Origin of the sequence: Xanthomonas sp. NCPPB 3583 (assembly GCF_041475715.2) — a bacterium.
In the GTDB taxonomy this organism is placed as follows: Bacteria; Pseudomonadota; Gammaproteobacteria; order Xanthomonadales; family Xanthomonadaceae; genus Xanthomonas; species Xanthomonas euvesicatoria.
In genome coordinates this window covers 4848075-4873159 of sequence record NZ_CM191263.1, presented here as the reverse complement: position 1 = coordinate 4873159, position 25085 = coordinate 4848075, and the positions used below count along the sequence as shown (strand labels likewise).

Here is a 25085-nt window from a genome sequence, read left to right as displayed (position 1 = left end):
CGGGCTGTGGCTATGATGTCGCCCATTCCCTGACCAGATCGATGCGCATGCAACGACGCCACTTCCTGAAGAATGCTGCTGCCGCATTGGCCGCGCTCGGTTTGCCGACGTTGCCGCAGTGGGCGCTGGCGGCCAAGGCCGTTGGCCTGCGTCGACTCGGGCAACCGCAACCCTTCGACTACGCCTGGTTGAAAGGGCAGGCGCGCGCGCTGGCGAAGGCGCCTTACAAAAGTCACAAGCAGGTATTGCCGGGGCCGCTTGAGGCGCTGAACTGGGATCAGTATCAGTCCATCCGCTACCGCCAGGACCACGCGTTGTGGGCCGATGGCAACGGCAAATTCCAGGCCAAGTTCTTCCACCTGGGACTGTATTTCCATACCCCGGTGCACATTTACGACATCGTCGATGGCAAGGCACAGCAACTGGCCTACGACCCGGCGGCATTCGATTACGGCCGCAGCGGGCTGGGCGGCAAGCAATTGCCAAAGGATCTGGGCTTTGCCGGTTTCCGGCTCAACACACGCAAGGACACCGAACGCGACTTCTCGGCATTCCTGGGTGCAAGCTATTTCCGTGCGGTCGGCAAGGAAGGCCAGTATGGGCAGTCGGCACGCGGGCTGGCCATCGATACCGGTACCGGCGGGCCGGAAGAGTTTCCGGATTTCATCGCCTATTACCTGGAGCAGCCGGCCGACGATTCGGACACGGTGGTGGTGTACGGCTTGCTGGATTCGCCCAGCGTTGCCGGCGCGTACCGCTTCGCCATCACCAATGGCGATGTGCTGCTGATGGATATCGACAGCGCGCTGTACCCACGCAAGGCGATCGAGCGGCTGGGTATCGGCCCGTGCACCAGCATGTACCAGGTCGGCGAAAACGATAACCGGATGGACTGGGATTGGCGTCCGGAAATTCACGACACCGATGGCCTGGCGATGTGGACCGGCGGCGGCGAATGGATCTGGCGCCCGTTATGCAACCCGCCGCATCTGCGTTTCAACATGTTCGTCGACGAGAACCCGCGTGGGTTCGGGCTGCTGCAGCGCGACCGCAACTTCGACCATTACCAGGACGATGGCGTGTTTTACGAAAAGCGCCCGTGCCTGTGGGTGGAACCCAAGAGTGGTTGGGGCAAGGGCTCGGTGCAGCTGGTCGAGATTCCGACCGTGGACGAGACCTTCGACAACATCGTGGCGTTCTGGAACCCGCAAGCCAAGCCGCAGCCGGGGCAGGAACTGCTGATGGGCTACCGGCTGTACTGGGGCGCGCAGCCGCCGGCCAGCTCGCCGTTGGCGCATTGCGTGGCGACCCGAACCGGCCTCGGCGGCATCGTCGGGCAAAAACGCAGCCATTTCTCCTGGCGCTTTGCGGTGGATTTTGCCGGCGGCGAACTGGCCGCGCTGGCGAAGGACCCAAAGGCCAAGGTGGAGGCGGTGTTGCAGGTGTCGCGCGGCACCACTGAAATCGTGTCGGCGCGCCCGCTGCACGAGCTCAAGGGCTATCGGGCGATGTTCGACCTGGTGCCGCCGGACGAGGGCACCCAGCAGATCGATATCCGCCTGTATCTGCGCGCCAATGGCAAACCGCTCACCGAAACCTGGTTGTACCAGTGGACGCCGCCGCCGCCGAGCGAGCGCAAGATTTACTGAGAAGCGCCGGGCGGGGCGGCCGGCGACGCTTGTTGCGGGCATCGGGGGGCCAGCTGCGGCATGCAGCATGCGGTTGGAGCGCCATCTGTTGGCGGACGTGTTTGCGGACGATCGTCGCTGCGTGAGGCACTCAGGCCGGCGCCGAGGTGCCGACCAGGTGCAGTCGTCCGCGCGGACGTGTGCAGGCCAGCTCCACGCGGAAGCAGGTGCCGTCCTTGCCGCTGATGATGCGTAATTCGCCTTGATGGGCCTTTGCGATCTGCGCTGCCATATGCAGGCCCAGATCGACATCCGGTAGCGCACGTCCGCCGGTATGCACATGGGTGGAAGCGTGCAGCACATCCAGCCGCCGTGGATCGATCCCATCCAGATTGCAGACTTCGATGCGTAGCCGGCCATGTTCGGTGACCGCGACCGCCTTGATCAGCGAACTTTGCGGCCCTTGCACGACGGCGTTGATCATCAGGCTGCCGAACATCTGCGCCAGCCGGATCGCATCGCCGTGCACCGGCTCGTCGATGGCCACATGCGTGGACAGCACCTGGTTGGGGTAGGCGGCGCGGGTTTCGTCCACGACCTGGGAGAGTGCATCGAGCAGGTCGCTCCCGTCGCCGTAGTCCAGCTGCAACCAATCGAGTTCGATGCCGCGAGCGAAATCGCAGGCGAAATCGATCAGTTCTTCCATGCGCCGCAGGCTACGCTGCAGCGAGCGGATGGAGCTGCCGTAGCGATGGTCGAGTTGGTCGATGGACAGCATATCCACCACCGCATGCATGGACTGCAATGGGTTGCGCAGGTCGTGCCCGAGAATGCCGATGAATTCTTCGCGCAAGCGCGCCGAGGCGCCAACACGGCCCAGTTCGCTGCGGGCGCGCCGCGATTCCAGCGCGCTTTCTTCGGCGCGTTGCTCGGCCTGGATCTGTGCGGCCAGCAACTGTGCGAGCAGTTCGACCTTTTCCACCAGCGGTGCGTCCATGACGCGCGGCTGCGGATCCAGCGCGCACAAGGTGCCGAACACGCTGCCATCGTCGAACCTGATCGGCACCGAGACGTAGCTCTCGAAGCCGTAGAGCCGCGGCGAGGGATGATCGCGGTAGACCGGGTCATCCGATGCGTGCCCGAACCACACCGCATTGCCTTTTACCCGTACGCTGTCGCAAAACGTGGTGGCCAGCGGAAGTTCGTCGCCCGGACGCAGGCCAAAGGACAGTGCATCGTGCACCTGGCAGGTGATCCAGCGCGCGTCGGTGACGCGGGCGACGGCGGCAAATCCCATCCCGGTCAGGCGGGTGAGCACGCTCAACACGTCGGCGACCGAGGAGAGCCGGCCAACACGCGCGATATCGGCGCGCAAGGCGGGAGGCAGTGGATCCATGAGTGCCTCCAAAGAGTGGACGCTTGCCAGTTTACAGGACCGCGGTTGCGCCCGGTTGCGTGGTGCGCCGCTGTCTCACAGGCGCCACGATACGCCTGTCTGACGGCGCCCGCGACGCCGGCGTGACCGCATGCCCGCACGGGTTTAGCAACGCCTGCAAAGCGTATAGAGCGTGGCCGGCGGTCGCGGCTGGCTGTCGACGAACGCGGTGCCGCACCGTGTGCTGATGTGTGGTTGTAGCCGCTGGCGCCAGTGCGGCCGTGAGCGTTTGGTGCTGGCGAACGACCAACGGCGATGTGCAAGCCCTGCTTCCAGCGCAATACCGCAGCGCGAACGAGGATGCGCGCACACGCTGCTCCGGGCAGTGCTGTCCTGGATGCACCACGGCAGCGCGGATGGCCGCGAGTGCGTTACCAGGCCCCGGCGCTAGGCGACGGGCAGCGGCAAGGCGATCTGCAGCGGATCGATGCGGCCTTCGCCACGCATGATCTTCTTGAACTCGGCCCGGCTGACCGACACATAGCGCTCGTTGCCGCCGATCTCCACCTGCGGACCGTCCTGCACCGCGTGCCCGTGTGCATCCACGCGGACGGTCATGGTGGCCTTGCTGCCGCTGTGGCAGATGGTCTTGATTTCTTCCAGCTCGTCGGCCCAGGCCAGCAGGAACTGGCTGCCCTCGAACAACTCGCCACGAAAATCGGTACGCAAGCCGTAACACAGCACCGGAATCCGCAGCCGGTCGACCACCTCGCTCAACTGCCAGACCTGCGCGCGGCTGAGGAATTGCGCTTCGTCCACCAGCACGCAATGCAACGCGCCGTCGTTGTGGATGTCGCGTTCGACCAGCTGCTGCAACTCGGTGTCGCGCTCGAAGATACGCCCGTCCGCGCGCAAGCCGATCCGCGAGGCGACCACGCCGCTGCCGGCGCGGTGGTCGAGCTTGGGCGTGAGGATCAGCGTGCGCATGCCGCGCTCGCGGTAGTTGTGCGCCGATTGCAGCAAGGTGGTGGTCTTGCCGGCATTCATCGCCGAATAGTAGAAATAGAGCTTGGCCATCGGGCGATTTTACCGGGCCAGGCAGCAGGATGCGGCGCCTGTGTGCGCTGCGCTGGCGCGGTCGGGCGGGGTCGACGCCTGCCGTCGAGCGTGTGGGAGCAGCCTCCGGTTGTGGGCAGGGCTAGCCGCACTGGAGACATGAATCTATCGCGTCGGCCAGCCGCGGGCAGCCCCGGTACAATGGCGCGCTCTGTCGGAAGCCTCTATGTACGGTCTCAATCCCCCGCAAAGCGCCGCCGTGCTGCACTGCGAAGGTCCCCTGTTGGTGCTGGCCGGCGCCGGCAGCGGCAAGACGCGCGTGATCGTGGAAAAGATCGCGCATCTGATCGCCATCGGCCGCTATCCGGCCAAGCGGATCGCCGCGATCACCTTCACCAACAAATCCGCCAAGGAAATGCGCGAGCGTGTGGCCAAACGCATTCGCGGCGACGGTGCCGACGGCCTGACGATCTGCACCTTCCACGCACTGGGCCTGAAGTTTCTGCAGATCGAGCACGCCGCCGCCGGTTTGAAGCGCGGCTTTTCGATCTTCGATTCGGACGATGCCGCCGCGCAGATCAAGGACCTGATGCATGGTGCCAAGCCCGATGCGATCGAAGATGCCAAGAACCTGATCTCGCGCGCGAAGAATGCCGGCCTGTCGCCGGAGCAGGCGATGGCGGCCGCACGCAGCACCCGCGAAAAGGAAGCGGCCAGCTTGTACGAGCGCTACCAGGCGCGGCTGACCACCTTCAACGCAGTGGACTTCGACGACCTGATCCGTCTGCCGGTGCAGATCCTGGAAGCCAACGAAGACATCGTGATGGGCTGGCGCGAGCGCATCGGCTACCTGCTGGTGGACGAGTGCCAGGACACCAACGATGCGCAGTACCGGCTGCTGAAGATGCTGGCCGGGCCGCGCGGCAACTTCACCTGCGTGGGCGACGACGACCAGAGCATCTATGCCTGGCGCGGCGCCAATCCGGAAAACCTGCAGCAGATGGCGCGCGATTATCCGGCTCTGGAAATCATCAAGCTGGAACAGAACTACCGCTGCTCCAATCGTGTGCTGCGTGCGGCCAACGCGTTGATCGCGCACAACCCGCACGAGCATTTGAAGACCTTGTGGAGCGACCAGGCCGACGGCGAGCGCATCCGCGTGTGGGAATGCCGCGACAGCGAGCACGAAGCCGAAAAGGTCGCCGCGGAGATCTCGTTCCTGGGTACCGCCAAGCAGGTGCCGTGGAGCGACTTCTGCATTCTGTTCCGTGGCAATTTTCAATCGCGGCCGCTGGAAAAAGCGCTGCAGCTGTTGCGCGTGCCGTATCACCTCACCGGTGGTACCGCGTTTCTGGAGCGGCAGGAGGTCAAGGACTTGCTGTCGTGGTTGCGGTTGATCGTCAACCCGGATGACGACGCGGCGTTCTTGCGTGCCGTGCAGTCGCCCAAGCGCGAAGTCGGTGCGACCTCGCTGGCGCGTCTTGCCGAACTTGCCAGCGCCAAGTCGGTACCGATGTCGCGCGCAGCCGAGTCGATGGGCGCCTTGCAGCATTTACCGCCACGCGCAGCCAACGGTTTGAGTGCGTTTACCGACATCCTGCGCGATATGCGCGAGCACTCGTCCAGCATGCCGGCCGGCGAGCTGGTGCGCCTGCTGGCCGACAAGTCCGGTTTGCTCAACGACCTGCGCAATCAATCGAAAGACGAGACCGGCTTCCAGCGGCGCAAGCGCAATCTGGACGAGCTGGCCGAGTGGTTCGAGGGTGGTCCGCGCGGTGCAAGCGCCAGCGATCTGGCTGCGCAGTTGGCGTTGCTGTCGCGCAACGACAAGGACGATGGCGGCAACCAGGTGCGCATGATGACCATGCATGCGTCCAAGGGACTGGAATTCCGCTATGTCTTCATCGTCGGCTGCGAGGACGGCGTGCTGCCGCACGAAGTGAGCCTGGAAGAAGGCAATCTGCAGGAAGAGCGCCGCCTGCTGTACGTGGGCATCACCCGCGCCAAGGAGCAGTTGTGGATGAGCCACAGCAAGCTGACGCGCAAGTTCGGCGAGCATGTGCGACTGAAGCCGAGCCGGTTTTTCGATGAGATTCCGGCCGAAGAACTGCAGCGCGATGGTGCCGACCCGGTGGCCGACGCCGAGCGCAAGAAGGAACGCGCCAGTGCGGGATTGGCTGCGATCCAGGCATTGTTCGACTGAGTTTTCCTGAGCCGCGCGGGCAGCTGCGCCACGTGCATCAACAGGTGAGCCTGGCAGGCAAGACGGCGCTGGGCGCCTGCCGGAGGCACTGCGGGTGAGTGCGTGGCACACATCGGTTGCCAGGCGTGCCTGACGCTGAGCCTCCCGGGCCGGCTGCCCTGCGCGGCACGCGTGCGCAAGGATGGAGCGCATCGTGAACGTCTCGGCCGTGATGCGCTGGCGGTCAGGTGCGCATCGATGCGCAGTCTTGCCGCTCGACGTGCGTACTACGCGCTGCAGCACGCGACCTGCAACAGACGTGGAACAGCCTGGCATGCAGGCCCGGCATGATCGCCCGCGCCGTCGCTGGCACGGCCCAAGGCTGAAGCGTTGCTGGCCAGCCAGGCGAGCCGGCAACGCGCCGGTGGCGCACGCCAGTTGCACCAGCCCAACGGAGTGATATCGCCAACCGTGCGGGTACTGCAGCGTGGCCATGCGTGCAGTCGTCAGTCTTGTCAGTGCCACTGCCGCACGGCAGTCTGAGGTTCCCGCCAACGGAGTGCGCCGTGACCGTCATCCTCGAAACCGCACGCGTGCGCTTGCGTCTGCTCGATCCCGAGCGCGATGCCGAGGCGATGCTGGCGCTGGTCAACGATCCTGCGTTCATCGCCGGCATCAACGACCGCGGTATCCGCACCCGCGAGCAGGCGCGCGAGCATGTGCGCGAATGGGCGCAGGCGCATCAGCAACAACACGGTTTCGCGCACTGGGCGCTGGAAACGCGCGAGGCAGGCACCTTCATGGGCACCTTGGGCCTGTTGTGCCGCGAGACCTTGCCGGTGCCGCATATCGGTTTTGCGCTGTTGCCCGCGTATCGCGGCAAGGGCTACGTGACCGAAGCCGGACGCGCGGTGCTGGAGCATGCACGCCAAGTACTGGGATTGACGCAGGTGTGCGCGATCGTCTCGCCAGGCAATGCGGAGTCGATCCGCGCGCTGGAAGCACTGGGGCTGCGCTATGAGAGCCTGCGGGTGCTGAGTCCCGGCACCGAGGCCGTGGCGTACTACACGATCGACCTAGGCCCTGGTGGCGTGGACAGCTGAGCAGCGCTGCGTCACCCTGCCGGCTGTTTTCCACCGCACAGGGAGGCCTGCATGGCACTGTTGGTCAACGCCTATTCCACGCTGCGCACGCCCCTGTGGCCGGACTTCCTGCCGCAGACTGCCGTGCAGCATCGCGACCACGCCGACCCGGAACTGGCCGCGCATCTGCACGGCTTTGTCGGCTATGTGAATCAGGCCGGCGATGGGCAGATGACCCAGGCGCGCTATCACCTGATGCGGCATGTGCAGCGGGTGCGGCAGCACTTCAGCTTCGAGGTGGACGATGCGGACTTCGGCGCGCTGGCGCAGTGGGCCGAGCACGCCAATGCGGTGTGTTTCCTGGCCGATGGCAGCGTGCGCGACCCGCAGGGGCGGGTGCTGATCAGCCAGGGCGAGCCGGATCGACGACGATGCGCAGGTACCGTATCCGCCCGATGCGTTGCAGCGGCGCGCGCAGCAACTTTCCGTGCTGGCCGCGCAAGGCATCCGCGTGCCGCCCAGCCTGCCGCCGGTGCCCGGCGAGGCCGAAGCGCGCGTGCGCGATGCGGCAGTCGTCAGTCGACGCATGCTGGCGTTGTTTGCGGTGGCGCTGCGTGCAGAGATCCTGGCCGCTGGCGATACGCCGCCGTCGCTGGCCGAGGTGGAGACGCGTCTTCCCGGCGTGGCAGATGCGCTGTCGCCGCAGGAGCGCGCCTTCTTCGCCCAGCCAGCGCCGGATGCGCAGGCGCTGGCCAACTTCGGCTGGCGTTACGAAAGCCTGGCCGTGCTGCAATGGGCCTTGGGTCTGGCCGACACGCTGCCGGAACCCAACGCGCTGTGCGATGTACCCCTGGTTGCACAGCGCGCGCTGGACAACGCACAAGCCGCCGAGCGCCCGACGCTGGCGCGACGCCCGCTCGCCGAGCTGCTGGACACGCTGGACCGCCACCTGCGCCTGCACTGGGCGGTCCGCCAGGCCGGCCAATCCGGTCAGCCGGTCCCCGCCGGCATCGTGCCGGGCGTGGTGTATGAGCGGCATTACGCGCTCAATTGGCTACTGCACTTCGAAGATGCCGAATGGGACGAGGTGGACACGCCGACCTGACGCTGGCGTGCCCCGCCCCGGCGTTCGCGCGCGGGCAGCGCTTGCACCGACGCGGCAGGACTGGCCGGTGCATCCATCCAACACGCGCACACACTGACATCGTGCAGCCGGGCGACAAGACCGTGCGGGTCTTGCAGGCGATGCCACATGCCTCTGCGTGCCGTGGTGCGTATCGAGCGATCCGGCAACTGCCGGGTCACCCAAGGCAGCTGACGTCGATGCTGCCGCACACCTGCCGCGCTGCCGCTACGGCCGTCGGTGGGTGCCGCGCACAGATCAGGCGCCAGCTGCGTCCAGCCGCGCCTGTACCGCGGCAAGCGCCTCCTGCAGTTCGGCGACCGTTGCTTCCAGCACCTGCATCCGCGCGTCCAGGTCGCTGCTGTCGCTGCCACTGCGCGCGCTCGGCGCCGCACGCGCGGCAGCGGCCTGCAGCGCCTCCACATCCAGCTCGCCGCTGAGCAGATGCATGTAACGGTCTTCGCGCTGACCGCTGGCGCGCGGCAGTTGTGCGGCCAGGCCGCGCTGGATCAGCCGCTCCAGGTGATGGCGCACGTCGTCGGCATCGTTGAAACGCGCCAGGCGCTCGCTACGTGCGTACAGCTCGCCCAGCGTCTGCGGGCCGCGCAACAGCAGCAGGCCGATCAGTGCGACTTGCTGGCGGGTCAGATCCAGCACGCTGCCCAGGCGGTGTTCGTAACGCTCGGCACGCGAAGAAAACTGCTGGCGCACCAAGCCGAGGGTTTCCAGCTGGCGCAGCGCGTGGTGCACCACGCCAGTCTGCAGATTCAGCACCGGCTCGCGTGCGGTTTTCTGGTTGGCGGCCACCTGCGCGGCGTTGACGGTGAGCGGGTACGCGTCCGGCGTGGTGGCCTCCTTTTCGATCAGGCATCCCAGCACGCGGGCCTGGGCGGTATCGAGGACGGGCGGGGGCGAGGTCTCTGTCATGGATGACTCCGGAAGGCGATCAGCGCACAAGGATATGCCGATCCGCTGCCGGCGTTCTTCCGCTGCGACGCTATGCAAGGTGGCCGACGCCATCGACGGTGTCGCGCATGTCAGCGTCGTGCGCCGGCAACGGGCGTGGGCATCCAGGAACGGGCACGGCACATATTCGCCATCGTGTGGAAGACCGATGCAGCCACGCGGTTGGACGACCGGTATTGCGGCGACCGTCATCCGTGCGCCCCTGTCATTTCGATGGCGCCGCCATCGGCCAGCGCGAGCGGTACGGCGCGAACCGGCTAAAATCGCACGCTTTATTGTCGACCCTGTCCCGGTGGATGCCATGCGCCCCTCGCTTTACGCTCCGTTGTCCTTCATCGCCTGCACCGCGCTGGCCCTGGGCGCCTGCAAGCCCGCCGACACGCAGCCAGCCCCGCACGCGCAGGAAGCCACCGCAACTGCCGATGCCGACGCCAGCGCTGCGGCCAGCAAGGCCGCAACGTCGTCCACCACTGCACCGGCCGGCGACGACAACCTCAATGCGGTGCTGTGGATGCAGCGCTCGGAGGAATACCGTGCCGTGGCCGAGCAGACCTATCGCGCTGCGGCCGACAAACTGGATGCTGCACTCAAGCAATCCAAGTGGGACGCGTTGGTGCCGGAGGAACGCGGCAATGCCGCCACCGGCCTGAAGCCGGCGGTGGTGCTGGATGTGGACGAGACTGTGCTTGACAACTCGCCCTACCAGGCGCGGCTGCTGCGCGATGGCAAGGAATACGACGAGCTGAGCTGGGACCAGTGGGTGGCCGAGAAGAAGGCCACTGCCATTCCCGGCGTGGTGGATTTCGCCAAGGCCGCCAATGCCCGCGGCATCACCCTGATCTACATTTCCAACCGCGCGGTGCACCTGAAGGACGCCACCTTGGCCAATCTGCGCAGCGTGGGCCTGCCGGTGGCCGATGACAGCGTATTTCTCGGCCTGGGCACGGTGGTGCCCGGCTGCGAGCAGAACGGCAGCGAAAAGAACTGCCGCCGCCAGCTGGCCGGACAGAAGTACCGCGTGCTGATGCAGTTCGGCGACCAGCTGGGCGACTTCGTGCAGGTCACCGCCAATACCGGCCAGGCGCGTGGCGCCTTGCTGCAGCAGTACCACGACTGGTTCGGCGAACGCTGGTGGATGCTGCCCAACCCCAGCTACGGCGGCTGGGAGCCGGCGCAGTTCAACAACGACTACGCGCAACCCTGGCAAAAGCGCCACGACGCCAAGCGCGCTGCGCTGGAGGTGGCCCGATGAGCCGCGCGCCCTTGCCGCTGGCCGCGCATGAGCGGCTGATCTTCGCGCTGGATGTGCCCGGCCACGATGAAGCGATCGCCTGGGTGGACCGGCTCGGCGATTCGGTGTCGTTCTACAAGATCGGCATGGAGCTGCTGGCATCGGGCGAGTACTTCCGCGTGCTCGATGCGCTGGCCAAGCGCGACAAGCGCGTGTTCGTGGACCTCAAGTTCTTCGACATTCCCGCCACCGTGGCCGGCACGATTCGCCGCCTGGCGCAGTGGCCGGTGAGTTATTGCACGGTGCACGGCTGGCACGCCGGCATGCTGCAGGCCGCCGCCGAGGCCAATCACGGTGACATGCGCCTGCTGGCGGTCACGGTACTGACGTCGATGGGCCGCCCGGACCTGGCGGCAATGGGCATCGACCGTGAACCGGTGGACGTGGTGGTGGAACGCGCGCTGGCTGCGCAGGCCGCCGGGATCGATGGCGTGATCGCTTCGGGGCAGGAAGCCGGCCCGATCCGCCGCGCCACTGGCCCGGACTTTTCGATCGTCTGCCCCGGCATCCGCCCCGGCGGCCCGGTCGGCGACGACCAGCAACGCACGGTCGGCGTGGCGCAGGCCTTCACCGACGGCGCCGACGCGATCGTCGTTGGCCGCCCGATCCGCCAGGCGAGCGACCCTGCAGCCGCTGCCACCGCCATCCAGGACGAGATCCGCGCGGCACTGCCGCAGAACGGAAACTGATCGGGCCGAAGCAGCGGCCAGCTTCCAAATAAATCAATAGCTTAGGCGGCAACAATTAAAGCATTGCTTTAATGTGAAAGTCTCGTTAACATGCCAGCGTCCGATGTCAGTCGGAAGCTGTGCCACTCATTGTCCACCGGGCTTGTCCCGGTTTTCGAAGGGATCGGGCCTTGTGTCCGATCCTTTTTTTGCCGTCACGTTCGCGTGTCGTGGCGACCGACATCAGTGGCTGGCTGCGTGGTGGCATAGATCGCGCGTTACCCGCGGCACCAGGCGAGCATGCATCGCCTGGACGCACGCGCGAAGCGCGCCGTTGGCGCACGCTTGGATCCCTGCGTTCGTTATCGGTCATGCGCAACTGCCACCACCTTCAGCATCAGTTCCAGCCGCAGTGCAAACCAAGGCACTTACGGTAACGCAGCCGCCTTGCAGTAGCGGTCGATGAATTGCTGGTGGCTTGGCATCACATCCACGCAGTGGCTGATGGTCTGCGCCACGCTGGCCAGAAAGCCTTCGGCGTCGCGGTCGGGCACCTGGTCCACCAGCGGGTGATATCCCTGCGGCAGGATGCCCTGGCCCACCAGTACCTGCACCCAGCTGATTTCGGCAAACATTTCTTCGGCATTGCGATAGAAGCGCCCGCTGTCGCGGAACAGGTCCAGCGTGGTCTGCAGCTCCGGGGTGATCGGCATGTGGCGGCAATGCCGCCAGAACGCGCTGTCGTCGCGCTCGGTGGCGTGGTAGTGCAGCAGCAGAAAGTCGCGGATGCGGTCGAACTCGAATGCAAGCCGGTCGTTGTAGCGCTGCACCAGCACCGGGCTGATGCCCTCGCGCGGAAACAGCTCCAGCAACTTGGAAATGCCGGACTGGATCAGATGGATGCTGGTCGATTCCAGTGGCTCCAGAAATCCGCTGGCCAGGCCCAGTGCGACGACATTGCGGTTCCAGCACTGCTTGCGCCGCCCGGTGGTGAAGCGCAGCGGGCGCGGGTCGGCCAGCGGCTTGCCGTCCAGATTGGCCAGCAACGTGGCGGCCGCTTCGTCGTCGCTGATGTGCGCGCTGCAGTACACATAGCCGTTGCCGGTGCGGTGCTGCAGCGGAATGCGCCATTGCCAGCCGGCTGCGCGCGCAGTGGAGCGTGTGTATGGCGTGGGCGGGCCCACCTTTTCGCAGGGCACTGCCAGCGCGCGATCGCACGGCAGCCAGTGGGTGAAGTCGTGATAGCCGGTGTGCAGCGCCTCTTCGATCAAAAGCCCACGGAAGCCGGAGCAATCGATGAACAAGTCGCCGTGCACCGTCTGTCCGGACGCCAGCTGCAGCGATTGCACATGGCCGCTTTCCGGATGCAGCTGCACCTGCTCGACCAACCCTTCGATGCGGGTCACGCCGCGCTGCTGCGAATACCGGCGCAGAAAGTGCGCGTATTGCGTGGCGTCGAAGTGGTACGCGTAGGCGATGTTGGCCAGCGGCGAGTTGGCCGGCACATCGCCGGCGGAGGTCATGAACTTGCCGCGCGCAGCCGCCACGGTATTGAGCGTGTACGCGCCCAACGGCTGCGCTCTGCCGCGTGCGTGTTGCTTGATCCAGTATTGGTGAAACGGCAATAGCCCCAGCGGGTGCCCGATCTGGGTGCCGAAGCCATGCATGTACGCGGTTCCCGGGCGTTGCCAGTCGACGAACTCGATACAGAGTTTGAAGCTGCCCTGGGTCTGGCGCACGAACTCGGCCTCCTCGATGCCGAGCAGGTTGTTGAAGGCCTTGATGTGCGGCACGGTGGCTTCGCCCACCCCGACGGTACCCAGCTGGTCGGACTCGATCAGCTGCACCTTGAAAGTGGGCCCGAGCACGCGCGCAAACGCGGCGGCCGCCATCCAGCCGGCGGTGCCGCCGCCGACAATGACGATGTTGCGAAGTGGAGCGGGAATCATGTCGATGCATTCCTGAGCAAGACAGCGGACGGACACACGAACGGGGCCAGCTGGCCCCGTTCGAAATACCACATGCCCGTGCCGGCGCATGTGGCAATGCGCGCATCAGAACTTGGCGCCGATCTCCAGCACCACGCTGCGCGGCACGTAGTTGATCTCGCCACTGGTGTTGATGGCGATGTCCGGAGCGAACTGACCATTGCTGCCGAAGCCGTTGTAGGCGTAAGCGCTGTAGTTCTTGAAGTTGAACGCGTTGAGCAGGTTCACACGTGCGTTGAGCTTGAAGTCGCCGGCCACGGTGAACTCCTTGGTGGCCTGGAAGTCCACCGTGCGGTAGCCCCAGATATCGCCGCCGACCAGGAACTTACCGCTACCCGGCGGGGTGACGCCGACCTGCTGGCAGGTGGCGCCATCGGGATCGGTGAAGCCGAAGCAGGCGATCGTGTTGATCGGCTCGGGCGTGGCCAACACCAGCTTGGCACCGAAGGTCACGCCCCACGGACCATCGATCGAACCGGAAGCGACAAAGCGATGTGCGGCCACGGCATCGGACTTCACGAACGGATAGCCGCGGATAGTGGCCTTATCGAAGCCGTAAGGCTCGTCGATGTTGCGGTTCTGGCGCGCGCTGGTGTGGGTGTAGGACAAGGTCAGGCCCCAACCGGATTCCTTGGTGTACGGCTTGTCGGCCGACAACAGCACCTGGCTGTTGCGTTGTTCCAGGCCGTTGCTGCCCAGGATGGTGTTCTGATAGCCCGGCACCGGCTCGCCCCACGGCACGTTGCCGTTCTGGAAGTAGGAGCCATCCGGATAGCGGTTGATCAAGCCCATCGCGAAACCGTCGTAGCTCAGGATGCGCTGGAAGGTCACATCGGTCAGCCAGTCGCCCACCTGGTTGGTGATACCGATGCTGTACTGGTCGCTGTACGGCGTCTTGAGCTTGTTGTTGAACATGAAGAGCTCGGCGCTGCCGGCGACACCGGGAATGGTGTTGAGCTGATCGATGCCGTTGAGATAGCGCGGGTCGAACGCTACGCAGGTGCGGTCGGCGCGATAGCACGTGCCGGTGGCCGGGTTTTCGAAATACACCGCCACCGGCGACAGCGCCGCCTTGCTGGTTTCCAGCGCCAACTGTTCGAACAGGTTGCGGTCGTACGAGCGCGCGGCACCGCCATGCACGATGGCGGCTTCGTCGCCGAAGATGTCATACGAAAAACCGAAGCGTGGCGCCCAGGCATCCTTGAAGTTCTTGCGGTTGTTGCCGGTGCTGATGTAGTCGGCCACGTTGATGCCGCTGGGCAGCAGACGGTTTGCCCACGGCTGGCCGGGATTTTCTGCGTCGTTGGCATACAGCGCATCGACGAACGCCTGCGAGGTGACGAAGTTGGTGTAGGCCGGGGTGTCTTCGTAATCCCAGCGCACCCCGATGTTGATCATCAACTTGTCGGTGGCGGCCCAGTCGTCCTGCAGATAGATACCGTACTGCTTGGACGGCGAGACCACCGTGGCGCGCTGGCCTGGCGTGGTGTAGGGCGCAATGAAGTCCACGCGGTACGGCGTTGAGTCAATGCTGCCATTGCTGACGCGATAGCTGAACTGCGGATTCAACGCCGCCGCATCCTGCGAGGTGAGCTCGATGTCCTTGTAGTTCACACCCATCTTGATGGTGTGTTCGCCATGCCACTGGAAGCTGGTGAAGGTCAGATCGTTCTGGATGAACCAGCCTTTCTGGCTCTTGCGCTGCGCGTTCTTGCCGCCAGCCGAACCGGTGGTAAGGAACGTGCGCTCATCGATATCGGTGGAGCCGGCACGTGGCTGGAAATAGGTGTAGACGATGCCATTGCCCAGGGTGCGCGGGGTCGGGTTGTTCTCCGAATTTTCGGTGCCGACGATGACCTCGTTGAACCAGTTGTCGGCACTGTGCTGCCAACGCAGGTTGGTGCGCTTGTCCTTGTTGATCTTGTCGGTAGCCTGCGCGAGCGTGTTGGTACCGCCGACGTTGGCAGTCTGCGTCTCGTCGCGGTAGATCGTGCTCAATTCGATGCGATCGCGATCGGTGGGCTCGAAGTCGATCTTGCCGAACAACAGGTCTTCTTCGAACGGCATGTTGGCCGGGCCATATTGGCTGGCCAGGTTGGCCGGCAACTGGCTGACGAAGGCCGCCGCCTCCGAGCTCGGCTGCACGCTCTTGGGCGCCACGTTTTCCTTGCCTTCGTAGGCAACGAAGAAATGCATGCGGTCCTGGATGATCGGCCCGCCAAGTGCGAAGCCGTATTCCTTGGTCTGCGAGTCGATCTTGCCATTGGCTTCTTCGTCGGGCCGCTTGTCGCGCAGGTCCTGATCGGTATAGCGATAGAACGCTTCGCCGTGGAATTCGTTGGTGCCGGACTTGGTGGCCGCGGTAATCGCCGCGCCACTGATCTGGCCGTACTCGGCCTTGTAGTTGGAGGTAATGACCTTGTATTCGCCGATCGCCAGCTGCGGGAATGGATTGCCCTGCGTATCGCTTTGACCGGCGACGCCGCCGCTACGCACGTAGCTCTTCTGGCCTACGCCGTCGATATACAGATTGCCGGCGCTGGCATTGGATGCACCGCCGCGCAGCTTGGTGTTGCCGTTGCCATCGACCTGAAACACCATGCCCGGCACGGTATCGGCAAACTCCAGGAAGTTACGCGTGGCCTGCGGCAACTGCTGGATCTGGCGCGCGCTGATGGTGTTGCCCACTTCCGAGGTCTTGACGTCGCGAATCATCGGCGCGCTGACCGTCACCGTATCCAGCGTGGTCGCATCACCGGCAGGCGCGGCGGCCGTCTCGGTGCCCAGATCGACGATGGCGCTGGAGGCCACCGACAGGGTCACCGTGCGGCTGATGCCGTTGGATTCGACCTTGTAGGTGCCCGGCTGCAGCCCGACGATGGTGTAGTTGCCGTTCGCATTGACCGGCGCGCGTCGCACCGAGCCGGTGGCGATGTTGGTGACGACGACTTCGCTGCCGTTCTGCGCGGAAGCGACCTGGCCGCGCAAGGTGGCGTTGCTGGACTGGGCCATGGCCGGAGTGGTGGCGAACAACGAGGCGGCCAGGGCGCAGCACAACAGGCTGCGCGCCGGCAGGGTGGAGACGGTGCGGTGATTCTTCATGACTTTCCCCCTCCCAGGGGTAAAGCGCGACGCAGTGCAGTGACTGGCGCGTTGGGTCGGTGCTTTGGTGTGGAACACAGGGACAACAGGCAACAGCAGCTGCAAGGGCTGCAAGAACGACAAGGGTCTGCGGTGACGGGTGCTTGCTCCTTCAGGCACGGGTCGAGACGGGTGAGGCAATGGCGACGCGTGGACGATGCAGTGCCGTGGCAATCACCGGGCAATGCAAGACCAACGATGCACCAGGATGCGTGCCGTGCACGATGGCCAGCACAGGCGGCACCCCTGTGCTGGCGACTGCGGCGGTGCTAGCGACTTACCAGATGATGCGTGCGCTCAGGAACAGCGTCCGCGGCGAGGTGGACAGCGCCCCGTACTGGTTGATGCTGGCACGCGGGTTGTAGACGCCGTCCTGGCCCCAGTCGATGGCGTACTGATCGTAGTTGCGGAAGTTGAGCGCATTGATCAGATCCCCGCGCACCTGCACGGTCAACGCCTCGGTGACATGCATGTCCTTGGACAGCGACAGATCCAGCTGGCGCGTGCCGAAGATGTCGCCGCCGGCGATGAACTTGCCGCCCGGTGCATCCACCGAAACGATGCGGATGTTCTCCGACGGCTGGCCGCCGTACTGGTCGTAGGACACCGCCTCATTGCGCGGCGGCACCGTAGCCAGGGTCAGCTTGGCCGAGGCGCTGATGCCCCAGAACAAATCGTAGATGCCGGTCAGCACCAGGCGGTGGCGCGGCACTGCGTTCAGATCCAGGAACGGGTAGTCGGCGATGGTGGCCGCATCGAACCCGTAGCGCTCGTCGTTGCCGCGGTTGCCGCGTGCGCGCGAGAACGTGTAGGCCGCCGTCAGCCCCCAGCCGCTTTCCTGGGTATAGGGCTTGTCGGCCGACAGCAGCAGCTGTCCGGTCTTGGTTTCCACGCCGTTATTGCCGATCAGCAGCGAACCGAAGCCCGGCGGATTCTCGTTCCACGGCTGGCCGCCATTCTGGAAGAAATCGCCATTGGGATAGCGGTTGCCCAAGGTCAGGATCAGACCGTCCTTGCTGTGGATGTAGGACACCGTGGCCGAGGTGTTCCACTCGCCCAGCCGCGTGCGCAGGCCCAGCGAATACTGGTCGGAATAAGGCGTCTTCAGATCGTTGTTGAGCAGGTCGATCTCACCGTTGCGCACACCCGAATTGACCAGACCGCCGAGGCTTGCCGGGTCGCTGAGGTAGGCCGGGTTCCAGTTGACGCAGGTACCCGGCGCCGGCGTGCAGCCGGGCGCGGCCTCGGCGAAGCGGAGCGTGTACTGCGCCAGCGCCGACTTGACCTGCTCCAGCCCCAGGATGTCGAACAGGTTGCGGTCGTAGCTGCGTCCGGCACCGCCGAACAACACCAGCGATTCGTCGCCACGGAAATCGTAAGAAAAGCCCAGGCGCGGCGCGAAGTTGTTGTTGTCCTGCTTGCGGTTATTGCCGGTGCTGATGTAGTCGTTGATGTTGACGCCGCCCTTGGCCAGTTGCTCGGCGTAGGTGGCGCTCACCGTCGGGTCGGTGCCGGGGCCGTTCAAGGCCGCCACCACTTCCGGCGGGGTCACGTTGTCCAGGTAGGATGGAATCTTCTCGCCATCCCAGCGCACGCCCAGGTTCAATTGCAGCTTGTCGTTGACGTCCCAATCGTCCTGGATGTACAGGCCCAGCTGCTTGCTCTTGGTCGTCACCGAGGGCGCCGCACCGGCAAACGGCAGGTTGAACTTCACCTGGTACGGAATTGCCGAGGTTCCCAGGCCATCGGCCACCGCGTAATAGAACGAAGGATTGACCGTCGAGTTTTCGCTCTGGGTCAGCTCCACCTCCTTGTACTTCACGCCCATCTTGATGACGTGGTTGCCGTGCCAGTCGATGCTGTTGAAGGTCAGGTCGTTCTGGAAGCTCGGGCCTTTCTGTCCCTTGCGCTGGATCGCCAGGCCGCTGGTGGCGTTGTCGCGGATCAGCACATCGTCTTCGGCAACGCCGCGGGTATAGATGTTCTGGTTGCCCAGGGTGAAGGCATTGGGGTTGAACAGCACGTCCTCGTAGGAGACACGCGCCTCGTTGACGTAACGTTCGCCGAAATGCTGCCAGCGCAGGTCATAGCGCTCTTCGGTGTTGAGGTTGTTCTTGCCGGCGATGGCGGTGTTGCGGTCGCCCACGTCGTCGCGGCTCTTTTCGTCGCGGTACTTGGCGGTCAACTCCAGGCGATCGTTCTCGCCCACGTCCCAGTCGATCTTGCCGAAGTACAGATCTTCCTTGAACGGACGGGTGACCGAACCCAGGCGGCTCTGCACGCCGGCCGGCAGGTCGTCGCTCAGGGCGCTGAAGCTGTCCGGCACCGAGACCGGGTTGGCCGACACCTCGAAGCCCTTGCCTTCGTAGCTGACGAAGAAATGCGCCTTGTCCTTGACGATCGGCCCGCTGAAGGCCATGCCGTATTCGTCCTGGTGGGTCTGGCGCTTGCTGCCGTCGGCATTGGGCGCGCCGGCGCGCTCGTCGGCCTGACGCGCGCGGAAGTCGGTATTGGTGGTGCGCCCGAAGATCTCACCGTGGAACTCGTTGCCGCCAGACTTGGTGGAGGCCACGATCGCCGCCGACCCCACCTGGTCGAACTCGGCCTTGTAGTTGGAGGTGATGACCTTGTATTCGCCGATCGCCAGCTGCGGGAACGGGTTGCCCGCGCTCTGCTCCTGGCCGGAGACGCCGCCGAACAGATAGCTCTTCTGGCCCACGCCGTCGATGTAGACGTTGACCGCCGAGCTGGCCTGCGCGCCACCGCGGATGCGGCTGTTGCCGTTGGGGTCGGTCTCGAACTGCATGCCGGGCACGGTGTCGGCGAACTCCAGGAAGTTGCGCGTCAGCTGCGGCACCGTGTTGATCTGCTTGAGCGACACATTGGTGCCCACTTCGGAGGTCTTGACCTCCTGCAGCGAGGTGGCGGTGACCTTGACCGTGTCCAGGGTAGTGGCGGTGCCATCGGCGGGCGTCGTCGCCTCGCCGACACTGCCCAGATTCAGGCTCACCGACGAGGCCACCGACAAGGTCACCGTCTTCTCGGTACCCGGGCCGGCATCCACCTTGTAGGTGCCCGGCGGCAGGCCAACCAGGGCATAGCTGCCGTCCGGCCCGGTCGCCACGCGTCGCGTGGTGCCCGTGGCGACATTGGTGGCGGTCACCGTGGTGCCTGCCTGGGACGCGGCGACTTGCCCGCGCAGGGTGGCATTACTGGACTGGGCCATGGCCGGGCTGGCGGCCAGCAACGAAGCGGCAAGGGCGCAGCACAGCAGGCTGCGCGCCGGCAGGGTGGAGACGGTACGGTAGGTCTTCATGACTTCCCCCTCCCAGGGGTCAGGCGCGTACCGGCAGCGTGGTCGGCGTGGCGCAGGGTGACGCGTTGTTTCAAGGACGAACGAGCAGCGGTAGCGGCAACGATAGAGTTATAAAAAACATAAGAAACCGTAAAGAATTCGTGAAGATGCGACAGGGTGCATAGACGTCAATGGCCCGATGTGCTGCGGGCGGCGCTGGACGCACGCACGATCAGTTCCGGAACCATCTGCGAAAACGCCGGCGGCGCAGCGTCGGAAGGCGGTGCAGGCGCATCGACCAACTGCTGGCCCAGCAACAACTGCAACGCGCGCGCGCCCAGGCCGGCGATATCCACCCGCATCGTGGTCAGCGCAGGCAGCACGTAGCGCGCCATCGGCACATCGTCGAATCCGGCCAGCGCAATGTCCTGCGGCACCTTCAGCCCGGCGTGGCCGAGCGCGAACAGGCAGCCCAAGGCCATCATGTCGTTGGCGGCGAACACGGCGTCGGGCCGCGTGTCCCGGGCCAGCGCCTGGCCGGCGCGATAACCGGATTCTTCGTCGAAATTGCCGGGCAAGACCCAGGGCTGCGCGGCCGGGTCCAGCGCCAGTTCGTCGCGATACCCGCGCAGGCGCTCATGCGCATCGAAGTTGTCGTCCGGCCCGGCGATGAAGGCGATGCGGCGGTGGCCACTGTCGCGCAGATGCCGGGTCATGACCCGCGCGCCGCCGTAGTTGTCCACATTGAGCACCGGGCGCTGGCTGGCGCTGCCGGCGCAGTTGAGCAGCACCGCCGGCAGGCCACCGGGCAGCGCGTCTTCATGCACGCCCGAATCGCCCAGCGACGGCGACATCACCACCACGCCGTCCACGCGCCCGGGCAGGCGCTCCAGTGCACGGCGCTGCGCCTGCGGGTCGCCGTGCGAACTGGACACCAGCAGGTGATAGCCCTGCTCGCGCGCCACCTGGTCGATGCCGCGGATCAATTCGGAAAAGAATTCGCCATGCAGGTCCGGCAGCACCACCCCGATGGTGTGGGTGCGCCGGCTGCTCAGGCTGCGCGCGGCGTGGTGCGGGATGTAATTGAGCGCACGCGCCACCTGCAAGACCCGCTCGCGTACCGACTCGGCCACGTGCTGATGCCCGTTCATGGTGCGCGAGACCGTCGCCACCGACACCTGCGCTTCGCGCGCGACGTCCTTGATGGTGACGCTGCCGCCTTCGGACCGTGGCCGACTCATGCTGTGGCGTTCTCCAGGTCAACGCGCGTGGCACCGCGCGCCAGGGTGAGGCGCACGGCCTGCTGGCACCGAGCGCCCGTGTCACACAGGCACATGAATGACATCAGCCCCATCTGATGGAGACCCCCAAGCGAGATGCAGCGCACGCTAGCAGGAACTGCAAGCGCTTACATGATGCGCCGCAGCATTGGGCCAAACGCAAGTGGCGCAAGGGCTGAAGCCCGATCGCTGGACAAGTTTGTCCGAATAAGACATCAGCAGCCAATGTTGGACACTGGTCGACAACGTGCCAGGAACTACGAAAACGTAACATCTGCCCACCATACCGTGGCGCACGGTTTGCGCCCGCCTTGCCGCCAATGCCTCCAGACAGCAAGATGCGCCGATCGATCAGGGGGAACATCGTGCGCATGTCGCTACCTACCGTCCGTGCAGGGCGGTTCCACTTCGCCGCGTGGCTGCTGCTGGCCGCGCTGTGCGTGAGCGGCTGCCAGCGCAACCAGACCGCGCCCGCACTGCCCGGCGCCAAGGCCGAGCCGGCCGCGGCGATGCAGGCGATGACCCTGCCGCTGCGGCGCAATGATCTGGTGGCGTATGCGCGTATCCGGGTGACGCCTGCGCAATACACCCAGCTGGAGGCGGCGTGGCGCAGCGGTGCCAGCCGTTGGCCGCTGACCGAACTGCCGCTGCCCAATGAAGTCGGCGCGCTGCTCGGGTCGTTGTCGGCGCCCGATGCCGAACGCCGCCTGCAGCAGGCCTTCGATGCGCAGCTGGCCGGCCAGGCCCAGGGCATCGCGCAGGCGGCGCAATCGCTGGGCCAGTTCGGCGTGCAATACCTGCGTAGCCGCAACGACTACCAGCCCGAGCAGCGCGCCCATTACGTGCAGTTGGTCGACGCCTTGAGCGCGTGGGCCGCCACTGCGCCGCTGGCCGATCGCCCCCGCGCCAAGGCCAGCATCGCCGACCTGGTGACCGCCGCCCGTGCCACCGGCATCACCTCCGATGCCGACCTGCAGCGGCTGGGCATGGAAGAAAGCCTGCGCCGGCTCGGGCCGTTCTGGGAAACCTGCAAGAAGGTGCTGGAGCGCTACGACCTGTCGATCGACGGCAGCCTGGACGCGCTGCGGACCGGCTTGATCAAGCAGGATGCCGACACCGCCCAGGTACGGCTGCGCTATCCGCTGGCCGCCCACGATATCGATCTGAACGTCGCGCTGATCAAGCGCGAGGGCCACTGGTACCAGCTGCAGACCCAGAACGAAGTGCAGGCGCTGCTCGATGCCCAGGCCGCGCCCTTACCCAGCGCCACTGCAGTGCCCGACACCGCAGCGGTCGCGCCGGCGAAGGCTGCCGACACCGGGCAACGCCCGGCTGGGCGATAATGACCGTGATGCCAGAACAAAATCCCCTGCCGTTCCCGGACGGCCAGCCCAGCCCGCCCAGCACTGCCGCAGCCGACACCGGCGCCACGACGGCGGCCTTGCCGCTCGCCGAGCCGGTGCCGCCAGCGGTTGCGCCATCGATCGCCCCCGGCGTTGCCGCTGCGCGCAGCGCCAAGCGCCCGTGGTGGGCGCGCCTGCTCGGCCGCCTGGCCGACCCCTGGCTGAGCCTGACCATCGAGCCGGACCAACCAGGTCGCTACGACGACGGCCGCCCGGTGGTGTACGTGCTGGAAGACTACGGCATGTCCAATGCGCTGATTTTGGACAAGGCCTGTCGCGAAGTCGGCCTGCCGTCGCCGCTGGTGCCGTTGCCGGGCGACCCGCTGGAGCGCAAGCGGGCCTACCTGGCGCTCTCACGGCGCAGCAGCAGCAATTCGCTGATTCCCGAGCAGCGCGGCGGCAAGACCCACTCCGATTCGCTGGCCAAGTTGCTGCAGGCGCACCGCGTGCGCGCCGACCTGGACGTGCATCTGGTGCCGGTATCGATCTTCGTCGGCCGCGCGCCGGACAAGCAGAGCGGCTGGTTCGCCGTGCTGTTCTCGGAAAACTGGGCGCTGGTCGGCCGCTTCCGCCGCCTGCTGTCGGTCTTGCTCAACGGCCGCACCACCATCGTGCGCTTCGCCCCGCCGATTTCGTTGCGCCAGACCATGGCCGAAGGGCTGCCGCCCGAGCGCACCTTGCGCAAGTTGCAGCGCGTGTTGCGCACGCACTTCCGGCGCATCCGCGAAGCGGTGATCGGCCCGGACTTGTCTACCCGCCGTTTGCTGGTGGACCAGGTGCTGGCCGCCGAGTCGGTGCGCGAAGCCATCGCCATCCAGGCCAAGCGCGACAATTCCAAGCCGGTCGATGCCTGGCGCAAGGCGCATGCCTATGCGTGGGAAATCGCCGCCGACTATTCCAGCCCGGTGGTCCGCTCGGCCAGCTTCCTGCTGACCCACGTGTGGAACCGCATTTACGCCGGCGTGCTGGTGCATCACCTGGACAAGCTCAAGCAGGCCGCGCCCGGGCACGAAGTGGTGTACGTGCCCAGCCACCGCAGCCACATGGACTACCTGCTGCTGAGCTACCTGCTGTACGAACGCGGCATCGTGCCGCCGCACATCGTGGCCGGCATCAACCTCAACCTGCCGGTAGTCGGCACGTTGCTGCGCAAGGGCGGCGCGTTCTTCATCCGCCGCTCGATCAAGGGCAATGCGCTGTATTCGGCCGTGCTCAGCGAATACGTCGCCCAATTGGTGGCCGGCGGCTATTCCATCGAATATTTCGTCGAAGGCGGGCGTTCGCGCACCGGGCGTCTGCTGCAGCCCAAGGGCGGCATGATCGCGATGACGCTGCGCGCGTATCTGCGCCAGCCGCGCAAGCCGGTGCTGTTCCAGCCGGTATACATCGGCTACGAAAAGTTGATGGAAGGCAACAGCTACCTGGACGAGCTCACCGGCCGGCCGAAGGAAAAGGAATCCATCTGGGGCCTGCTGTGGTCCATCCCCAAGGTGCTCAAGCAGAACTACGGCCAGGTGGTGGTGAACTTCGGCGAGCCGATCGCGCTCAACGACGTGCTGGCCAGGCACGCGCCCGATTGGGACGGCCAGCCGCTGCCGGAAGACGAAAAACCCACCTGGCTGGCGCCCGCGGTGGACATGCTGTCTACGCAGATCCAGACCCGCATCAACTGCGCCGCCGACGTCAATCCGATCAACCTGCTGGCGCTGGCCCTGCTGTCCACGCCCAAGCACGCCATGGGCGAGGCCGACCTGATCGCGCAGATCGAGTTGTGCAAGAAGCTGCTGGCCGAGATGCCGTACTCGGACCGCGTCACCGTCACCCCGCATACGCCGGCGCGCATCATCACCCACGCCGAAGAGATCAACGTGCTCACGCGCGTGTCGCACCCGCTGGGCGATGTGCTCAGCGTCAGCGGCGATACCGCGGTGCTGCTGAGCTACTTCCGCAACAACGTGCTGCACCTGTTCACCGCTTCTTCGTGGGTGGCGTGCTGCTTCCAGAACAACCGCCGCATGAGCCGCGCCGGTCTGTTGCGCCTGGGCCGCACGGTGTATCCGTTCCTGCAGGCCGAGTTGTTCCTGCCGTGGAGCGAAGACCGCTTTGCCGAACGCATCGAACAGACCATCGACATGTTCGTGCGCGAAGGCCTGCTGCTCAACGTCACCGACGACGACGGCGGCATCCTGACCCGCAACACCGGGCAGACCGACGAAGTGTTCCGCCTGCGCGCGATCGGCCATTCGCTGCAACAAGCGTTCGAGCGCTATTACATCGCCATTTCGGTGCTGGTGAAGAACGGCCCGGGCGTGCTCGGTGCCGGCGAACTGGAAAGCCTGTGCCAGCAGGCCGCGCAGCGTCTGAGCCTGCTGTATGCACCGGCCGCGCCGGAGTTCTTCGACAAGACCCTGTTCCGCGGCTTCATCCAGAAATTGCGCGAGTTGCGCCTGGTGTGGCCGGACGACAACAGCAAGCTGATGTTCGACGAGCGCCTGGATGCCTGGGCCAAGGACGCCAAGTTCATTCTCGGCCGCGAACTGCGCCATACCATCGAACGCGTCAGCCCGGCAGCGGCCAAGCCGGACGTGGCTGTGCCGCCGCAGTAAA

14 protein-coding genes and 1 pseudogene are annotated in these 25085 nt (G+C 65.6%); 8 read left to right on the top strand and 7 right to left on the bottom strand.

Going from position 1 to position 25085, the window contains the following annotated elements; translation table 11 throughout:
- Nucleotides 1-47 precede the first annotated feature (47 nt).
- On the top strand, nt 48-1649 hold the full coding sequence (locus ACCQ07_RS20830) for an OpgD/OpgG family glucan biosynthesis protein (protein ID WP_033478583.1): 1602 nt from the start codon (nt 48-50) through the stop codon (nt 1647-1649).
- Between the two features lie 130 nt (nt 1650-1779).
- Here ACCQ07_RS20830 and ACCQ07_RS20825 read toward each other — a convergent pair whose 3' ends face one another.
- Both ACCQ07_RS20825 and ACCQ07_RS20820 read right to left on the bottom strand, forming a co-directional pair.
- Complete coding sequence (locus ACCQ07_RS20825) at nt 1780-3024, bottom strand: GAF domain-containing sensor histidine kinase (RefSeq protein ID WP_008571921.1); 1245 nt, start codon at nt 3022-3024, stop codon at nt 1780-1782.
- Nucleotides 3025-3450: 426 nt separating this feature from the next.
- The gene (locus ACCQ07_RS20820; RefSeq protein WP_005917020.1) at nt 3451-4080 is read right to left on the bottom strand and encodes a thymidine kinase; all 630 of its coding nucleotides are present in this window, start codon (nt 4078-4080) and stop codon (nt 3451-3453) included.
- 205 nt (nt 4081-4285) lie between these two features.
- Between ACCQ07_RS20820 and rep the strand changes: the two genes are divergently transcribed.
- From rep to ACCQ07_RS20805, 3 genes and pseudogenes are all read left to right on the top strand, one after another.
- Nucleotides 4286-6262: a DNA helicase Rep gene (gene rep, locus ACCQ07_RS20815; RefSeq protein ID WP_007971162.1), complete on the top strand. Its 1977-nt coding sequence runs from the start codon at nt 4286-4288 to the stop codon at nt 6260-6262.
- A 545-nt stretch (nt 6263-6807) separates the two neighbouring features.
- Nucleotides 6808-7344: a GNAT family N-acetyltransferase gene (locus ACCQ07_RS20810; RefSeq protein WP_014091508.1), complete on the top strand. Its 537-nt coding sequence runs from the start codon at nt 6808-6810 to the stop codon at nt 7342-7344.
- Nucleotides 7345-7395: 51 nt separating this feature from the next.
- Nucleotides 7396-8428, top strand: a pseudogene (locus ACCQ07_RS20805) (DUF4272 domain-containing protein).
- Nucleotides 8429-8704: 276 nt separating this feature from the next.
- On the opposite strand, the gene ACCQ07_RS20800 reads toward ACCQ07_RS20805, so the two are convergent.
- Entirely contained in the window at nt 8705-9373 is a 669-nt protein-coding gene (locus tag ACCQ07_RS20800) for a YceH family protein (protein WP_057682059.1), read from the bottom strand.
- A 331-nt stretch (nt 9374-9704) separates the two neighbouring features.
- Here ACCQ07_RS20800 and ACCQ07_RS20795 point away from each other — a divergent pair, with 331 nt between their 5' ends.
- Both ACCQ07_RS20795 and pyrF read left to right on the top strand, forming a co-directional pair.
- A complete protein-coding gene (locus ACCQ07_RS20795; protein ID WP_372363631.1) occupies nt 9705-10664 on the top strand; it encodes a 5'-nucleotidase, lipoprotein e(P4) family in 960 nt (319 codons plus the stop codon).
- Nucleotides 10661-11392 carry an orotidine-5'-phosphate decarboxylase gene (gene pyrF / locus ACCQ07_RS20790; protein WP_122272105.1) on the top strand — a complete coding sequence of 244 codons (732 nt, stop codon included), beginning with the start codon at nt 10661-10663 and terminating at the stop codon, nt 11390-11392. The genes ACCQ07_RS20795 and pyrF overlap by 4 nt, the downstream gene beginning before the upstream one ends.
- Before the next feature lie 407 nt (nt 11393-11799).
- On the opposite strand, the gene ACCQ07_RS20785 is transcribed toward pyrF, so the two are convergent.
- From ACCQ07_RS20785 to ACCQ07_RS20770, 4 genes are all read right to left on the bottom strand, one after another.
- A complete protein-coding gene (locus ACCQ07_RS20785) occupies nt 11800-13320 on the bottom strand; it encodes a tryptophan halogenase family protein (RefSeq protein ID WP_372363630.1) in 1521 nt (506 codons plus the stop codon).
- Nucleotides 13321-13425: 105 nt separating this feature from the next.
- Nucleotides 13426-16461 (bottom strand): TonB-dependent receptor domain-containing protein, encoded by a 3036-nt coding sequence (locus tag ACCQ07_RS20780; protein WP_218197012.1) that lies wholly within the window; start codon nt 16459-16461, stop codon nt 13426-13428.
- A gap of 316 nt (nt 16462-16777) precedes the next feature.
- Nucleotides 16778-19816 (bottom strand): TonB-dependent receptor, encoded by a 3039-nt coding sequence (locus ACCQ07_RS20775; protein ID WP_372363629.1) that lies wholly within the window; start codon nt 19814-19816, stop codon nt 16778-16780.
- A gap of 167 nt (nt 19817-19983) precedes the next feature.
- On the bottom strand, nt 19984-21036 hold the full coding sequence (locus ACCQ07_RS20770) for a LacI family DNA-binding transcriptional regulator (RefSeq protein ID WP_008571910.1): 1053 nt from the start codon (nt 21034-21036) through the stop codon (nt 19984-19986).
- 410 nt (nt 21037-21446) lie between these two features.
- Here ACCQ07_RS20770 and ACCQ07_RS20765 point away from each other — a divergent pair, with 410 nt between their 5' ends.
- Nucleotides 21447-22418 carry a hypothetical protein gene (locus ACCQ07_RS20765; RefSeq protein WP_031424928.1) on the top strand — a complete coding sequence of 324 codons (972 nt, stop codon included), beginning with the start codon at nt 21447-21449 and terminating at the stop codon, nt 22416-22418.
- A complete protein-coding gene (plsB, locus tag ACCQ07_RS20760; protein WP_011349118.1) occupies nt 22418-25084 on the top strand; it encodes a glycerol-3-phosphate 1-O-acyltransferase PlsB in 2667 nt (888 codons plus the stop codon). Before ACCQ07_RS20765 ends, plsB begins: the two co-directional genes overlap by 1 nt.
- Nucleotide 25085 lies beyond the last annotated feature (1 nt).

Excerpts from the sequence above, each read along its gene's own strand:
- ACCQ07_RS20770 (WP_008571910.1), bottom strand. The coding sequence starts at position 21,036 with ATGAGTCGGCCACGGTCCGAAGGCGGCAGCGTCACCATCAAGGACGTC.
- ACCQ07_RS20785 (WP_372363630.1), bottom strand. The coding sequence starts at position 13,320 with ATGATTCCCGCTCCACTTCGCAACATCGTCATTGTCGGCGGCGGCACC.
- plsB (WP_011349118.1), top strand. The coding sequence starts at position 22,418 with ATGACCGTGATGCCAGAACAAAATCCCCTGCCGTTCCCGGACGGCCAG.
- ACCQ07_RS20830 (WP_033478583.1), top strand. The coding sequence starts at position 48 with ATGCAACGACGCCACTTCCTGAAGAATGCTGCTGCCGCATTGGCCGCG.
- ACCQ07_RS20780 (WP_218197012.1), bottom strand. The coding sequence starts at position 16,461 with ATGAAGAATCACCGCACCGTCTCCACCCTGCCGGCGCGCAGCCTGTTG.
- ACCQ07_RS20825 (WP_008571921.1), bottom strand. The coding sequence starts at position 3,024 with ATGGATCCACTGCCTCCCGCCTTGCGCGCCGATATCGCGCGTGTTGGC.
- rep (WP_007971162.1), top strand. The coding sequence starts at position 4,286 with ATGTACGGTCTCAATCCCCCGCAAAGCGCCGCCGTGCTGCACTGCGAA.
- ACCQ07_RS20820 (WP_005917020.1), bottom strand. The coding sequence starts at position 4,080 with ATGGCCAAGCTCTATTTCTACTATTCGGCGATGAATGCCGGCAAGACC.
- pyrF (WP_122272105.1), top strand. The coding sequence starts at position 10,661 with ATGAGCCGCGCGCCCTTGCCGCTGGCCGCGCATGAGCGGCTGATCTTC.
- ACCQ07_RS20775 (WP_372363629.1), bottom strand. The coding sequence starts at position 19,816 with ATGAAGACCTACCGTACCGTCTCCACCCTGCCGGCGCGCAGCCTGCTG.
- ACCQ07_RS20765 (WP_031424928.1), top strand. The coding sequence starts at position 21,447 with ATGTCGCTACCTACCGTCCGTGCAGGGCGGTTCCACTTCGCCGCGTGG.
- ACCQ07_RS20800 (WP_057682059.1), bottom strand. The coding sequence starts at position 9,373 with ATGACAGAGACCTCGCCCCCGCCCGTCCTCGATACCGCCCAGGCCCGC.